The following is a 14209-nucleotide window of genomic DNA, read 5'->3' on the forward strand; positions in this document are numbered from 1 at the left end:
AATGCGCTTGTTCAAATCACCACCTACTTCCAGTTCACGGCTACTGACCGCGCATAAACCACTTATCCATATCTGCCAGTTTAACCTGGGTCCAAGTGGGGCGGCCGTGATTGCACTGGCCGCTACGCTCGGTGCGCTCCATATCCCGTAACAGGGCATTCATTTCAGGCACCGTCAGACGGCGATTGGCACGCACTGAACCGTGGCAGGCCATGGTGCCAAGCACTTCGTTAATGCGCTCACCGATACGTTCACTATCACCCTGCCCCAATAAATCGGAAAGGACATCACGCACCAACTGCTCCACCTCCGCGCCATGCAACATGGTAGGCACTTGGCGCACCAGCAGGGTCTCAGGACCGGCGCGCTGCAATACAAAGCCAAGAGACGTAAAGACTTCACTGCGCTCCTCGAAGCAATCCGCTTCGCGCTGGCTTACTGCAAGACTCACCGGCACCAGTAACGGCTGGGCCTGGATACCCCCGGCAGCGTGAGCGACCTTCATCTGCTCGTAAACAATACGCTCATGGGCGGCATGCATATCCACCACAACCATGCCCTGCTCGTTCTGCGCGAGAATGTAAATCCCGTGCAACTGGGCAATAGCAAAACCCAGAGGTGGCGCCTCTTCTCCAGAACTTACTTCCCCCCCCAGAGGTGCCGGTGCCACCGCTGCCATACTGCCAGATTCAGCCCCCCTAGTTACAAGCTCAGCCACCGCTCCACTCCCTTGATAGGGTTGGTGCAAAGTACCGTAGGCCTTCATCTGCTGCTGCAGGTTTCCAGGAGAAGGTTTATTGCTCAGCGGCATCTTCTGCTGTCCGGCAAACTCCCCGGCCTGGATACCAGTAACTCTGTCTGCACTCGCAACTTCTGTATCCTCAGCCGCCTCCTCTACGGCCTCTTCACGCTGTCCTGGTCGCACATCAGCCAGGGCCCGGTGCAAACTGCCAAACAGGAAATCATGCACCAAACGGCCATCGCGAAAGCGCACCTCGTGCTTGGTTGGGTGCACGTTAACATCCACTGATGCGGGGTCCAGTTCCAAGTAGAGTACAAATGCAGGATGGCGACCGTGATAGAGCACATCGGCAAAAGCACGGCGCACCGCATGGCTCACTACCTTGTCGCGAATTGCACGGCCATTGACATAGAAAAACTGCAAGTCGGCCTGGGAGCGTGAGAATGCAGGCTCAGCCACCCAACCCCAGAGACGCAGACCATTTCGTTCCACATCAATATGCAGGGCATTTTGCATAAAAGCCGGGCCGCAAACCTGGGCAACACGGCGTTCCATTTCAACACGGCCACTGCCTGCTCGCAGGTTATGCACTCCTTTGCCGTTATGGCGCAAACTGATGGAGACATCAAAACGGGACAGGGCCAAGCGCTTAATGGTGTCATCAATGCGGTTAAATTCAGTCTTCTCGGTACGCAGGAATTTGCGTCTCGCAGGGGTATTAAAAAATAGATCACGCACATCCACGGTGGTACCGCGAGGGTGGGCAGCCGGGGATAGCTGCGCCTGCATATCACGCCCTTCTGCACTCACCTGCCAACCCTTGCCACTCTCATCACGGCTGCTGGTCAGCGCCAAGCGCGCTACTGAGGAAATACTGGCGAGAGCCTCACCGCGAAAACCAAGGGTCGCTACAGCCTCGAGGTCTTCCAACACATGAATCTTTGAAGTAGCGTGGCGGGCCAGAGCCATAGGCAGGTCTTCGCGTTCGATACCTTTACCGTTATCGCGCACTTTCATACGTTTGATACCGCCGCTATCGACATCCACCTCCAAACGCGTGGCACCTGCATCGAGACTGTTTTCCAGCAGCTCCTTGATAACTGAAGCCGGGCGCTCTACCACCTCGCCAGCGGCGATTTGGTTGGCAAGGCGGGGCGATAATTGCTGGATACGTTCGTGCATGACACTGGCCTGTTAACGCTTATTTGACCGGCCTGAAAGGCTATGGAATTCGATCTTACCCCGAGGGAATACTCAGGGTTTGACCCACGCGAATCACTGAGTTTTTAATGCCGTTAGCCCTCATTAGGGCTGTAACAGAGACATTATACCGCGCAGCTATCCCGGATAGTGTCTCACCTCGGGCAATTATATGACGCCGCGACTTGGTGCCCTGGTTAGCTGCTAGCCAAGTGCCTGCCGGTGGACGACGGCTGAAGTAGCCCACTATACCTTCGCTGAGTTTTTCTGCCATGCGCTGCTGGAATTTAGGGTCACTCAAGCGTCGAGACTCATAGGGATTAGTGATAAAACCTGTTTCTACGAGGATTGAAGGTACATCGGGATTACGTAGCTCTGAGAAATTTGCCTGCTCCACTTTCTTTTTGTGCAAATGGGTAAAACTCCCGAGGGAGCTCAGTACGCTGGCACCAACGTCAAGACTCGCATTCATAGTCGCAGTCATCGACAGGTCCAATAACACCCCGGCAAGAGTATCATCCTTGTCATCCAGACTCAGGTCTCCCGCTCCCCCAATTAAATCAGACTCATTTTCTCGCTGGGCCAAGAAGCGAGCCGTCTCACTGGTCGCTCCTCGAGAGGAAACTGCGTAGACACCAGCACCACGAGCCTCTTTACGGGTAAAGGCATCGGCGTGAATCGAGACATATAAATCAGCGCGCATTTTGCGCCCTTTTTTCACTCGCTGTCTCAGGGGGATAAAATAATCACCTGTTCTTACCAATTTCGCGCTAAACCCCCGCTCTCGATCGAGTTCCCGCTGAAGTTTGCGCGCGATCGCCAGCACTACATCCTTCTCCCGCAGACCTCCAGGACCTAGAGCCCCCGGATCCTCGCCCCCGTGACCAGCATTTACAGCAATAACGATATCTCGTTCACTACTTACTTGTAGTAGAGTTTTTTCTTGGTTTTCAACTTTGTCGTAAAGATCGATTACCAGTCGATCTGGTAATTTCTCGTGGCGACGCAGGGCAAAACTACGTGGATTGATCTGCTGTTTGAGATCGAGCACCACACGCAGATCTTTCTTGTTGTGGCGCGCGTGACGTACCTGAGCAATAGGGGTGTCTTTTAAATCCAGTGCATCCAACTGAGCTTTCAATTTGGTATCAGTAATATCCACCACTACCCGGTGTGGTCCACTCAGGGTAAAGAGCTTGTGCTCCGCCGGCCCACTCAAATCAAAAACCAGGCGTGTGTGATCCGGCGCACGCCACAGGCGTACACCTTCCACTTCTGCCGCCTTTAACGGCACTACTATCACCAGCCCAAAAATCAGGGCCAAAAGTGACCGCCACATCAAACTCATTACATCTCAGTCCTTTCGCTTATTGTTATTCACACACCCTCGAATTAAGGTCTGCCGATACTATTGCAGCAATTTTTCCAGCGTATCGAGCACTGCTGTGCCCTGTTTGGAGTGAGCAATCAGCAATAACTGTCTTCCGCTATCTGGCACCTCCAGGTCCAATTGCAAATCCGGCTCCGGTAAAACACCAGCACCGCGCTCCGGCCACTCCACCAGACTCAGACTGTGGGCAGCGAAATAATCCCGCACCCCCATAAACTCCAGCTCCTCGGCGTCACCCAGCCGGTATAGATCAAAGTGATAAACCCGTTGCGTACCCAGCTCATAGGGCTCCACCAACGTATAGGTGGGACTCTTTACTGCGCCGTCATGACCAAAAGCCCTTAACACGCCACGGCAAAAAGTGGTTTTCCCAGCACCCAACTGGCCATTCAGATACAAGGTCAGTCCATGCTGCAGGCCACTGGCCAGGCATGCGCGCCCCAGCGCCTCTCCACTGGCGACTGTTGCTTCTTCGTCCGCCAAATGTATTTTGAGTTCACTCACTATCAATCTACCAACCGTCGAATCCAAGGCAATAAATCGGTGGCCAACAAACCTCGCTGGCCATCCTCAGCAGCGCGATTACCGGCTTCTCCATGCAGCCAAACTGCCAGACGGGCCGCTTCAACCAGGGGCAGGTGCTGCCCGATCAGTGCAGCGACGATACCGGTAAGCAGATCGCCCATACCACCAGAGGCCATACCCGGATTACCGCTATTTATCAGATCTACACCACCATCGTGGGCAATCAGGGTACCTGCGCCCTTAAGTATCACCACACCACTGAACTTCTCCTGAACTGCGGCAGCTGCTTCACGGGGATCGACCAGTACATCGGCAGTGTCACAACCGAGCAGGCGTGCCGCCTCTCCCACATGGGGCGTCAGTACCCAATCATTCCGTTTCACGCCGGCCAATACCCGCCCTTCGGACAGGATATTTAACCCATCCGCATCCACCACTAATGGCACCTCTGCTCGCCCCGCGCGGGCTAACAGCTGTTCGCTCCAGGGCGAGCGCCCGAGGCCGGGACCAACAGCTATAACACTGGGGCCGTCCAGCAGTGGCTCCAGCTCCTGGCCGGAAATTACCGGATAAGCCATAACTTCAGGGCAACGAGTCAAAGCTGCAGAGAGGTGCTCAGGGCGAGTCGCCAGAGAAATCAGACCGGCTCCAGCCCGCGCGCTGGACTGAGCAGCCATAAGTGCAGCACCGCCAAAGCCGCTATCGCCTCCAACGATCAGAATATGGCCAAACTGGTTTTTAAAGCTGTCCGCAGCACGCACTGGCAAGCGTTTAATACCCTCCGCCGTGTAGCGGTGCACTGAGACATCAACATCACAGTAGGCCTGCGCTGGCGCGCCCAGATCCTCGAACTGGACCTCACCGCATAGCGCCGGGCCTCGACCACAATAGAGGCCGAGTTTGCGCCCGATAAAAGTCACCGTCATATCCGCATGTACAGCGAGGTCAGCGGTTCCCGTATCGGCGCTTAGACCGGACGGGATATCCACAGCCAATATCGGCCCAGGACTCTTCTTAATTCTCTCCACCGCATGGGCGACATCCTCGCGCAAAGCCCCACTAAACCCAGTACCAAGCAGGGCATCCACGATCAGGGTATTGCCATCGGCATTGTCCAACTCTGCTAAGGAAGTCAACACCTGTACGCCTTCTCGAAGGGCATATTCACAGGCTTCTCGCGCATCACCTTTCAGCTTGCCCGGCTCAGTACAGGCATAAACCGTAACCGGGATCTTTTTCTGCGCAGCCAGGGCCGCAATCACATAGCCATCCCCACCGTTATTACCACCGCCACAAAAGACCTGTATTCGGCCAATATCGGGCCACTGTGCCTGCAAATGCTTGAAGGCCGCGCGGCCGGCGCGTTTCATTAATTGAATAGAGGGAATTTCCAGCGCAGCTATGGTTTGTCGGTCGAGTTCCCGTACCGATTCGGCACTGTACAGAGATTGAGGCGTATCCATGCGGCTCCCGCAATGTGGTCAAGAATTCATCTGTGGCAAAATAGGCGATTGCATCGCTGTCAGTTGCTCTGTCAGCAGAGTATACCGCCCCGGCCAGTCAATGTGCTTGCCTGGGATATCGAGCCGCTTTTACCTATGACCGATTCACTGCTCGCAGAATTAGCCAACCTGATTAAAACCTGGGGGCGGAAGCTGGGCTTCCAGCAAGTTGGCATTACTGATTGCCAGCTGGAGGAGGATGGCGAGCGCCTACGCGCATGGATTGATGCCGGTTACAGCGCAGATATGGAATGGATGGGTGCTCATGGGGAAAAGCGCTGGCGCCCAGCACTCCTGGAGGAAGGTACTATCCGCGCCATCAGTGTGCGTCTCGACTACCTTCCACCGGATACCCAACCCATCAAAATACTGAAAGACTCCAGTAAAGCCTATGTCTCACGTTATGCCAATGGGCGCGATTACCACAAGCTGATTCGCAAACGCCTGGCTAACCTGGCCAAGAAAATTGATGCTTTTTGTGCCGAGCACGGGATCGAATCCAAAGGGCGTGCATTTACCGATAGCGCCCCGGTATTGGAAAGGGCATTAGCTCGCAAAGCCGGACTCGGCTGGGTGGGCAAGAACTGCCTACTGATTAACTCTAAAGCCGGCTCGTTCTTTTTCCTCGGAGAAATCTATACCAACCTACCGCTACCTATCGACGAAGGTGACTTCGTCGATGAGTGCGGCGACTGCGTGGCCTGTCTCCGGGTATGCCCAACCGATGCCTTTATCGGTCCTCGAACCCTGGATGCGGGCCGCTGTATCTCCTACCTGACCATCGAAAATAAAGGGCCGATACCCGAAGAATTTCGCGAGCCCATCGGAAACCGTGTATTTGGCTGCGATGACTGCCAGACGATCTGCCCCTGGAACAAATTCGCCAAACCCACCGCCGAACAGGATTTCCACCCACGCCACGGACTGGATAACGGCGAGCTGTTGGCACTATTCAACTGGAGCGAAGAGGAGTTTCTGCGCAAAACTGAAGGCTCCCCCATTCGCCGTATTGGTTACGAACGCTGGCAACGCAATCTGGCGGTTGCCCTCGGCAATGGCGAACCCGTCGATAGAGTCCTGGACACCCTGGAACAAGCGCGGCAAACCGCCACGCCATTAGTGCTTGAACATATTGACTGGGCCCTGGCACGCCTGCGTGGTGGCCGAAAGCGCAAGCGCAAGATCAAGCGCGCTCCCACCTAGACCGCGCAGCGACACGCAAAGCTAAGGGGCAAGAGTTAGAGACGAAAAAAAGTCTCGCGGTAATGGCGCAGCTCTCCGATCGAATCGCGGATATCATCAAGAGCCAGGTGGTTACTGTGCTTCTTTACCCCTTCCAGCACTTCCGGGCGCCAGCGCCTGGCCAGCTCCTTCACCGAACTCACATCCAGGTTGCGATAGTGGAAGTAGGATTCCAACTGCGGCATATATTTGACTAAAAAGCGGCGGTCTTGGCCAATAGAGTTACCACACATAGGGGACGCACCCTCCGGTACCCAGTGGCGCAAGAATTCAATAGTTTCACGCTCCGCTTCTCGCTCGGATATGGTCGACTCCTTCACCCGTGCTACCAGACCAGAACCACCGTGTTGTTCAGTGTTCCAATCATCCATTGCATTCAACAGAGCATCACTCTGATGAATTACCATTGCAGGGCCTTCAGCGAGAACATTTAGGCGCGAATCGGTCACAATGGTAGCAATCTCGATAATGCGCTCTTTCTCTGGATCGAGGCCGGTCATCTCCAGATCGATCCAGATCAGGTTGTTCTGATCCACAGGGGGTCTCCTCAAACTTTCCGCGCAAGTTACCGTAACTACCCGGCAATAGCTATAATCCGCCGCTGATCCCCAGGTACCAATGCATGAGTAAACGCAAATTGAACCGGCGCCAGCAATGGCGTATCGCCAAAATCCAGCAGGAACGCGAGGCCCGCGCGCGCAAGCGCGAGCAGTCGGCGGAACAAGCGATGGATGAAGGTCAGCTGGCCCAGGAACAGACCGGCCTGGTGATCGCCAATTATGGCACCCAGATATTGGTAGAGAGTGAAAGTGATTCCTCCCTGCGCCAGCGCTGCCACCTGCGCGCCAATATTGAGACATTGGTTACCGGCGATCATGTTGCCTGGCGCCCGGCCACGAGTGACAGCGATGGTGGGTATGGTGTGGTCGGTGCACGCCTACCCCGTACATCGGAATTACAGCGACCAGATCGCTACGGCGATTTAAAAACCGTCGCCGCCAATATCGATCGTATTGTCATCGTTATAGCACCCTATCCCGAGCCCTTCGCCAATGCTATCGATCGCTACCTGGTAGCGGCAGAAACCACCGGCATTCCACCTATTTTATTGCTCAACAAAATCGACCTGATCAACGACAGTAACCGCGAAGCACTGGATGAGTTGCTGGCCCCTTACCCAGACCTGGGTTATCCGGTACTAAAACTCTCCACGAAAACCGGTGAGGGCTTACCCCAATTACTGGAAACCCTGGCCCTGGGCAGCAGTGTTTTTGTAGGACAATCCGGCGTGGGAAAATCATCATTGGTGAACGCACTGCTCCCAAGTGCCGGCGCACGTACTGGTGCGCTTTCACAAGCCACCTTGAAAGGCACCCACACCACTACTGCGGCGGAACTGTTTCACCTGCCAAGTGGCGGCGATTTGATAGACTCCCCTGGCATCCGTGAATTTGGCCTCTGGCATATGGAGGAAACTGCGCTGCTGGAAGGTTTTGTAGAGTTCCGCCCCTTTATCGGCCACTGTCGCTTTAGGGACTGCCGTCACCAGGGTGAACCCGGTTGCGCCATCCACAAAGCACTGTCCAGTGGCGACATCACCGAACGCCGCATGAACAGTTTCTTACACCTGCGCAACAGCCTGGAATCGGAGAATAAATTTTGAACCTGATTATCGAAGCGGAAGATCTCGCTGCCGAACTAGAGCGTGAGGAGCTGCTAATTGTCGATCTCAGCTCCAACCAAAACTATTTGAGCGGCCATATTCCCGGCGCCTTGCACCTGCCTTTCCAGGCTTTGATGGCCGGTACCCCTCCAGCGCCCGGTAAATTGCCAGACCTGGAACAATTGACCCGAATATTCCGCGCAATTGGCTTGCGCCCAGAAACCCATGTCGTCGCCTGCGACGATGAAGGAGGCGGCTGGGCTGGACGCTTTCTGTGGACCTTGGAGATGATAGGCCACCATAACTACAGCTATCTGAATGGTGGTATGCACGCCTGGCGCAGTGCTGGCCTGCCTCTCTCCACTGACGAATCACAAGCCAACCCCAGCGATATCGAAATATCCATCGATTCAACCCCGTCCATTGACGCCGAACAAATCCAGGCACAACTAGGCAACCCGGATTTCATTATTTGGGATGCGCGCTCACCGCAGGAATATTCTGGTGAACGGGTATTAGCCATGAAAGGTGGCCATATTCCCGGAGCTATCAACTGCGAGTGGACCCAGCTAATGGATCCTCAGCGCGACTTGCGTATCCGCACCGATGCACGGGAATTTCTTGCCAAGCTGGGAATTGACGACAAGCACAAAATCGTTACCCATTGCCAAAGCCATCACCGCTCTGGCTTCACCTGGCTGGTGGGTAAATCCCTGGGCTTTGATATACACGCCTATCCCGGTTCCTGGAGCGAGTGGGGTAACCTGCCCGATACACCGGTAGAACAGTAAGAATCATCAAGAAACGTTGTAATTCTATGAATCCAAAACTCTTTGCCACACTGCAGTACCTGACCCCACAGCATGCCTTTTCACGCGCTGCCGGCTGGCTGGCGAACACACAAATCAAATCGATCAAAGATCCCTTCACCCGCTGGTTTGTGGATAAGTACGGTGTCAATATGCAGGAGGCAAAGGAGACCGACTGTACCGCCTATCGCACCTTTAACGATTTTTTCACCCGCGAACTAAAAGAAGGCGTACGCCCAATCGTCAGCGGTGAGCACAGCCTTGCTTGCCCGGCGGATGGTGCCATCAGTCAGCTGGGAGGCATTCACAACGGCCGCATATTCCAGGCCAAGGGACACGATTACAGCCTGCTCGAACTTGTGGGCGGTGATCCGGAGCTGGCAGCACAGTTTAACGACGGCCATTTCGCCACAGTTTATCTGTCGCCCAAGGATTACCACCGTGTGCATATGCCTATGGCCGGCACCTTGCGCAGCATGATCTATGTGCCGGGCCAACTCTTTTCAGTCAACACAGTCACAGCGGAAAATGTTCCTCGCCTGTTCGCCCGCAATGAGCGGCTGGTGTGTGTATTCGATACTGCGGCAGGCCCCATGGCTATGATTCTTGTCGGCGCTATGATCGTTGCCGGTATCGAAACCGTATGGGCAGGCCAGGTAACCCCACACAAGCGCGATGTGCGTAGCACCAATTATCTAGACACCGCACCAATCCACCTGAAAAAGGGCGAGGAGATGGGCCGCTTTAAACTGGGATCCACCGTTATTATGTTGTTCGGCAAGGAGCAAGTGCGCTGGCTGGACTCATTGGATGCGGAAACCACCGTACGAATGGGTGAGCACTTCGGAAACCTTATCGCTGAGAATGACTGAACTTGAGAGGGGCGGCATAAACCGCCCATCGTGGATAGTCTGGGTAGTGAGTAGCAGCAGTTATTTCGCCAGGCGGGAAATCAAACGGGATAGCTGCCCATTACCTTTAAATAAATAAGTATCCCGCACCGCAGCAGTATCCACCTGGGGGTAAGCGCCGGGCTCGATATCACGCAAAATACTCACTTGCACCTGAGCACTCATCTTTCCTCGCTCAATCAGCTTCTTCGCACGATCCTCAGTCTCAGCCAGGTCGAGAAGGCGAGGTTTATTCAATTGGCGCTTGTTCTCATCCAGTACAATCATCACCTTCGGCCTAAGGCGACGATCGTAAGTTTGCTCCACTACCACGCCCACTTCACCATTGGAAAGCTCCACCTGGGTACCCGTTGGGTAAAGGCCTATCGCCTGAATAAACTCCACTACCAGCTGCTCCTGGTAGGCGATACCTCGCAAGTCATACAGGCCCGCCACGGCACGAGATGGAGCTATAGGTTCGCTAACACCACGGGGGTTAGTTGCTTCATCGTAAAAGGTCACAATCCCGCACATACGCGCTAACACGGGAATCTTGTCACCCCGCAGGCCTTCCGGATAACCACTTCCATCGTGACGTTCGCGGTGGCAGCGGACAATATTAATTACTTGTGGATCCATCTGTACATCGGCAGCAAGCATATTCGCACTGTGCAGTACAAACTTTCGATACTCCAGCTCACTGCGCGGATCTCGTTGCTTCATCTGCAACACTTCCGCAGGGATAGCCAATTTACCGACATCCTTTAGAAGAGTCGCCACCCCCAGCTGTAATAGTTCACGTCGCCCTAAACCGATATGGCGGCCAAACAGTACTGCCCAGATACTCGCCCTCACCGAGTGGCTATAGGTATGCTCATCTTTATCCCGCACCCGAGCCAGCCAGGCGAAAGCATCGGGGCTGCGCAACACACTATCCACAAGGTCTTCCACCACCCGGTTGACCTGTTGTACTGGTAGCGGCCGGTTGCTCGCCACTAACCCCATCACCTGCCCCATGCCCTGCAATATCTGCCCATGCAGTTTGCGTGCATTACTGGCTTCGCGCCGGGCAGGCTGTGGCGGAGGGTATGCTCTGTGAGAAATTGCCACTGGACGACAGGGGATAGTAACGCGGGGGGTGCGACCTTCACCAACTATACCAGCACCGCTGCCACCGACCAGGCGGCGTAGGGTCGCACCAGCACTACCAACGGTCTTGTGAACATCTACATAGACAAAGCGGCAGCATTTTTGCAGCTGCCGTATTTCCTCCAGGTCGCGGATATAAAAGCCCTGCAGCGCAAAAGGTGTTCGTGTCCAGGGCCTGTCCAGCCTGGAAACAAACATGCCGCGCTGTAGGTCACCGACGGAGATTTTTGCCTGTTCGATTGCCACTTGGAGAGGTGCCGACCACTGAGATAATTTTCTGAAAGCCGCCCAATGCCAAGGAGCAGGGTGCCTAACTCGGAACCCTCTGGGCAGGCGCACATTTATATCACGGAGAGATATTGGCGAGCACCCGCCCAAAGTGAGACTGCATTCACAGACTCAGACACTAGTTACCACCATTAAGCGTGATACTTCGCAGAAAGCTCTACTACCGCCTCAATCATGGCACCGGCATGGGCGGGATCGACCTTTGGAGTAATTCCGTGACCGAGGTTAAATACATGGCCACTACCATGACCGAATGCCTGCAGGATAGTTTCCACTTCCTGGCGGATACGCTCGGGGCTGGCATAGAGGACTGAGGGATCAAGGTTACCCTGTAGGGCAACTCGTTCACCGACACGGGCACGGGCACTGCCAATATCTGTAGTCCAATCCAGGCCCAATGCATCGGCACCAGTTTCCGCCATCGCCTCCAACCACTGCCCACCGCCTTTGGTGAACAGGATGGCGGGCACACGACGGCCATCGACCTCCTTAATCAAGCCGCCCAGGATACGCGCCATATACTGCAGGGAGAACTCGCGGTAGGCACTGTGGCTCAGCGCTCCACCCCAGGTATCAAAGATCTGCACAGCTTGGGCACCGGCACGTATCTGCGCATTCAGGTAGTCGGTTACGGAATCGGCCAATACTGATAGCAGCTGGTGCATCAACTCAGGACGGTTATAGAGCATTTCTTTGCAGCGAGCGAAATCTTTGCTGGAGCCACCCTCAATCATATAGGTGGCCAGAGTCCAAGGACTACCGGAAAAACCGATCAGTGGTACACGCCCATTCAGCTCTCGGCGAATGGTGGACACGGCATTCATCACATAATCCAGGTCCCGCTCGCTGTTAACCACTTCCAGTGACTCAATATCTGCCGCAGTGCGCAGAGGCTTGTGGAATTTCGGGCCTTCGCCCTCAGAAAAATAGAGGCCTAGCCCCATGGCATCGGGGATAGTAAGGATATCGGAAAATAGGATTGCCGCATCCAGAGGGTAGCGCTCCAAAGGTTGCAGTGTCACCTCGCAAGCCAGCTCGGTGTTGCGGCACAGGTCCATAAAACTACCAGCTTCGGCACGGCTGGCACGATACTCTGGCAGATAGCGACCCGCCTGGCGCATCATCCACACTGGTGTTCGATCCACAGGCTGGCGTAGCAGGGCGCGAAGGAAACGATCGTTTTTCAATTCGGGCGATTTAATATCAGACATAAGCACACCGAGCGGGCTAAAAAAGCGGCCATTGTACAGGGGGCGGGGCCACTATAAATAGAGTGGCAAAAATATAGCGGTGCGCAGCCTTGAGCTGATAGGGAAGATCAACAAAGAAAAGTATGGAGAGAGGTGTCACCCTCTCCTATCCTGCGAGGTCCATCAGATATCCAGGTAGTCGAGGATACCCTCACCGGCCTGACGCCCCTCCCAAATAGCGGTAACCACCAAATCGGAGCCGCGCACCATATCACCGCCGGCGAAGACCTTCTCATTTGAAGTCTGAAACTTGTACTTCTGCTTTTCCGGAGCGACAACGCCACCCCAATCGGCGACTGCAATATTGTGTTCAGTAAACCACTCCGCGGGGCTCGGGCGGAAGCCGAAGGCAACCAATACAATATCGGCGGGGATCACTTCCTCCGATTCAGGCACAACTTGTGGGCGACGGCGGCCATTCTCATCTGGCTCACCCAATTTCGTTGTCACCACCTTAACTCCAGAGACCTTGCCGTCACCGACAATTTCCACCGGCTGGCGGTTAAATAGGAATTGCACCCCCTCCTCTTTGGCATTGGCCACTTCTCTGCGGGAGCCGGGCATATTTTGTTCGTCGCGGCGGTAGGCGCAGGTGACGCTCTTGGCACCTAGGCGAATGGAGCTGCGATTACAGTCCATAGCGGTATCACCACCACCGAGTACCACCACACGCTTACCCTCCACAGGAACAAATTCCGAGGGGTCTTTCTCCCACCCCATATTGCGGTTCACATTGGCCACCAGAAATGGCAGGGCATCGTGAACCCCAGGGAGGTCTTCACCAGGGAAGCCGCCCTTCATATAGTTGTAGGTACCCATTCCAAGGAATACCGCATCGTAATCGCTGAGCAGTTGCTCGAAGGTGATGTCCTTGCCCACTTCGGTATTGAGGCAAAACTCCACCCCCATCTCCACAAAAACCTCGCGACGCTTCTGCATCACTGACTTTTCCAGCTTGAACTCTGGGATACCGAAAGTAATTAAGCCGCCGATCTCCGGGTGCTTGTCGAATACTACCGGCTGCACACCATTGCGCACGAGAATATCGGCGCAGCCCAGGCCCGCGGGGCCGGCACCAACAATCGCAACCTTCTTGCCCGTTTTTTCCACATGACTCAGATCCGGCCGCCAGCCCAGCGCAAAAGCTGTATCGGTAATATACTTTTCCGCATTCCCGATAGTTACGGCACCAAAACCATCATTAAGGGTGCAGGCACCTTCACACAGGCGATCTTGTGGGCAAACGCGGCCACAGACTTCTGGCAACGTATTAGTTTCATGGCAAAGCTCTGCCGCCTCAATCACATTCCCCTCGCTGATTAGCTTCAGCCAGTTGGGAATATAGTTGTGCACCGGACACTTCCATTCACAGTAGGGATTGCCACAGTCCAGGCAACGGTGCGCTTGGCTAGCTACCTGATTCTCACTGAAGGGCTGGTAGATTTCTACAAACTCATTAGTGCGAGTAATGACGTCCTTCTTTGGCGGATCGATGCGGGATACGTCGATAAACTGGAAATCGTTATTCAGTCTGTCTTTCATATTGTTTCTCCACCCCA

At 54.8% G+C, this 14209-nt stretch carries 12 protein-coding genes; 4 read left to right on the forward strand and 8 right to left on the reverse strand.

The features are described from left to right. Positions 1-40: 40 nt before the first annotated feature. The 4 genes from mutL to ACJJIP_RS19470 are packed head-to-tail and all read right to left on the reverse strand — an operon-like array spanning position 41 to position 5320. Positions 41-1924 (reverse strand): DNA mismatch repair endonuclease MutL, encoded by a 1884-nt coding sequence (gene mutL, locus ACJJIP_RS19455; RefSeq protein WP_020413625.1) that lies wholly within the window; start codon positions 1922-1924, stop codon positions 41-43. Between the two features lie 55 nt (positions 1925-1979). After that, positions 1980-3290, reverse strand: a complete 1311-nt coding sequence (locus ACJJIP_RS19460; protein ID WP_020413626.1) for an N-acetylmuramoyl-L-alanine amidase — start codon at positions 3288-3290, stop codon at positions 1980-1982. A 60-nt stretch (positions 3291-3350) separates the two neighbouring features. Further along, a complete protein-coding gene (gene tsaE, locus ACJJIP_RS19465; protein ID WP_020413627.1) occupies positions 3351-3836 on the reverse strand; it encodes a tRNA (adenosine(37)-N6)-threonylcarbamoyltransferase complex ATPase subunit type 1 TsaE in 486 nt (161 codons plus the stop codon). Between the two features lie 2 nt (positions 3837-3838). Then, complete coding sequence (locus ACJJIP_RS19470) at positions 3839-5320, reverse strand: NAD(P)H-hydrate dehydratase (RefSeq protein WP_282951880.1); 1482 nt, start codon at positions 5318-5320, stop codon at positions 3839-3841. A 135-nt stretch (positions 5321-5455) separates the two neighbouring features. Between ACJJIP_RS19470 and queG the strand changes: the two genes are divergently transcribed. Beyond that, complete coding sequence (gene queG, locus ACJJIP_RS19475) at positions 5456-6562, forward strand: tRNA epoxyqueuosine(34) reductase QueG (RefSeq protein ID WP_444945824.1); 1107 nt, start codon at positions 5456-5458, stop codon at positions 6560-6562. A gap of 35 nt (positions 6563-6597) precedes the next feature. On the opposite strand, the gene orn is transcribed toward queG, so the two are convergent. Further along, positions 6598-7137 (reverse strand): oligoribonuclease, encoded by a 540-nt coding sequence (gene orn, locus ACJJIP_RS19480; RefSeq protein WP_020413630.1) that lies wholly within the window; start codon positions 7135-7137, stop codon positions 6598-6600. A gap of 86 nt (positions 7138-7223) precedes the next feature. Here orn and rsgA point away from each other — a divergent pair, with 86 nt between their 5' ends. Genes rsgA through asd form a run of 3 tightly spaced genes read left to right on the forward strand, consistent with a single transcriptional unit; the run spans position 7224 to position 9945 of the window. Continuing rightward, positions 7224-8264, forward strand: a complete 1041-nt coding sequence (rsgA, locus tag ACJJIP_RS19485; protein ID WP_282951882.1) for a small ribosomal subunit biogenesis GTPase RsgA — start codon at positions 7224-7226, stop codon at positions 8262-8264. Then, positions 8261-9055, forward strand: a complete 795-nt coding sequence (locus ACJJIP_RS19490) for a sulfurtransferase (protein ID WP_020413632.1) — start codon at positions 8261-8263, stop codon at positions 9053-9055. The genes rsgA and ACJJIP_RS19490 overlap by 4 nt, the downstream gene beginning before the upstream one ends. A 26-nt stretch (positions 9056-9081) precedes the next feature. Beyond that, positions 9082-9945 (forward strand): archaetidylserine decarboxylase, encoded by an 864-nt coding sequence (asd, locus tag ACJJIP_RS19495; protein ID WP_020413633.1) that lies wholly within the window; start codon positions 9082-9084, stop codon positions 9943-9945. 60 nt (positions 9946-10005) lie between these two features. On the opposite strand, the gene ACJJIP_RS19500 is transcribed toward asd, so the two are convergent. From ACJJIP_RS19500 to ACJJIP_RS19510, 3 genes are all read right to left on the reverse strand, one after another. Continuing rightward, complete coding sequence (locus ACJJIP_RS19500) at positions 10006-11358, reverse strand: cyclic di-GMP phosphodiesterase (RefSeq protein ID WP_353375738.1); 1353 nt, start codon at positions 11356-11358, stop codon at positions 10006-10008. Positions 11359-11531: 173 nt separating this feature from the next. Continuing rightward, positions 11532-12611, reverse strand: a complete 1080-nt coding sequence (hemE, locus tag ACJJIP_RS19505; RefSeq protein WP_020413635.1) for a uroporphyrinogen decarboxylase — start codon at positions 12609-12611, stop codon at positions 11532-11534. 162 nt (positions 12612-12773) lie between these two features. Continuing rightward, positions 12774-14192 (reverse strand): glutamate synthase small subunit GltD family protein, encoded by a 1419-nt coding sequence (locus tag ACJJIP_RS19510; protein WP_020413636.1) that lies wholly within the window; start codon positions 14190-14192, stop codon positions 12774-12776. Positions 14193-14209: the final 17 nt, after the last annotated feature.

The sequence above is a fragment of the Microbulbifer variabilis genome (genome assembly GCF_052467165.1).

Coding starts and splice junctions, on each gene's coding strand:
- ACJJIP_RS19470 (WP_282951880.1), bottom strand. CDS start 5,320: ATGGATACGCCTCAATCTCTGTACAGTGCCGAATCGGTACGGGAACTC.
- hemE (WP_020413635.1), bottom strand. CDS start 12,611: ATGTCTGATATTAAATCGCCCGAATTGAAAAACGATCGTTTCCTTCGC.
- ACJJIP_RS19460 (WP_020413626.1), bottom strand. CDS start 3,290: ATGAGTTTGATGTGGCGGTCACTTTTGGCCCTGATTTTTGGGCTGGTG.
- queG (WP_444945824.1), top strand. CDS start 5,456: ATGACCGATTCACTGCTCGCAGAATTAGCCAACCTGATTAAAACCTGG.
- asd (WP_020413633.1), top strand. CDS start 9,082: ATGAATCCAAAACTCTTTGCCACACTGCAGTACCTGACCCCACAGCAT.
- mutL (WP_020413625.1), bottom strand. CDS start 1,924: ATGCACGAACGTATCCAGCAATTATCGCCCCGCCTTGCCAACCAAATC.
- ACJJIP_RS19510 (WP_020413636.1), bottom strand. CDS start 14,192: ATGAAAGACAGACTGAATAACGATTTCCAGTTTATCGACGTATCCCGC.
- rsgA (WP_282951882.1), top strand. CDS start 7,224: ATGAGTAAACGCAAATTGAACCGGCGCCAGCAATGGCGTATCGCCAAA.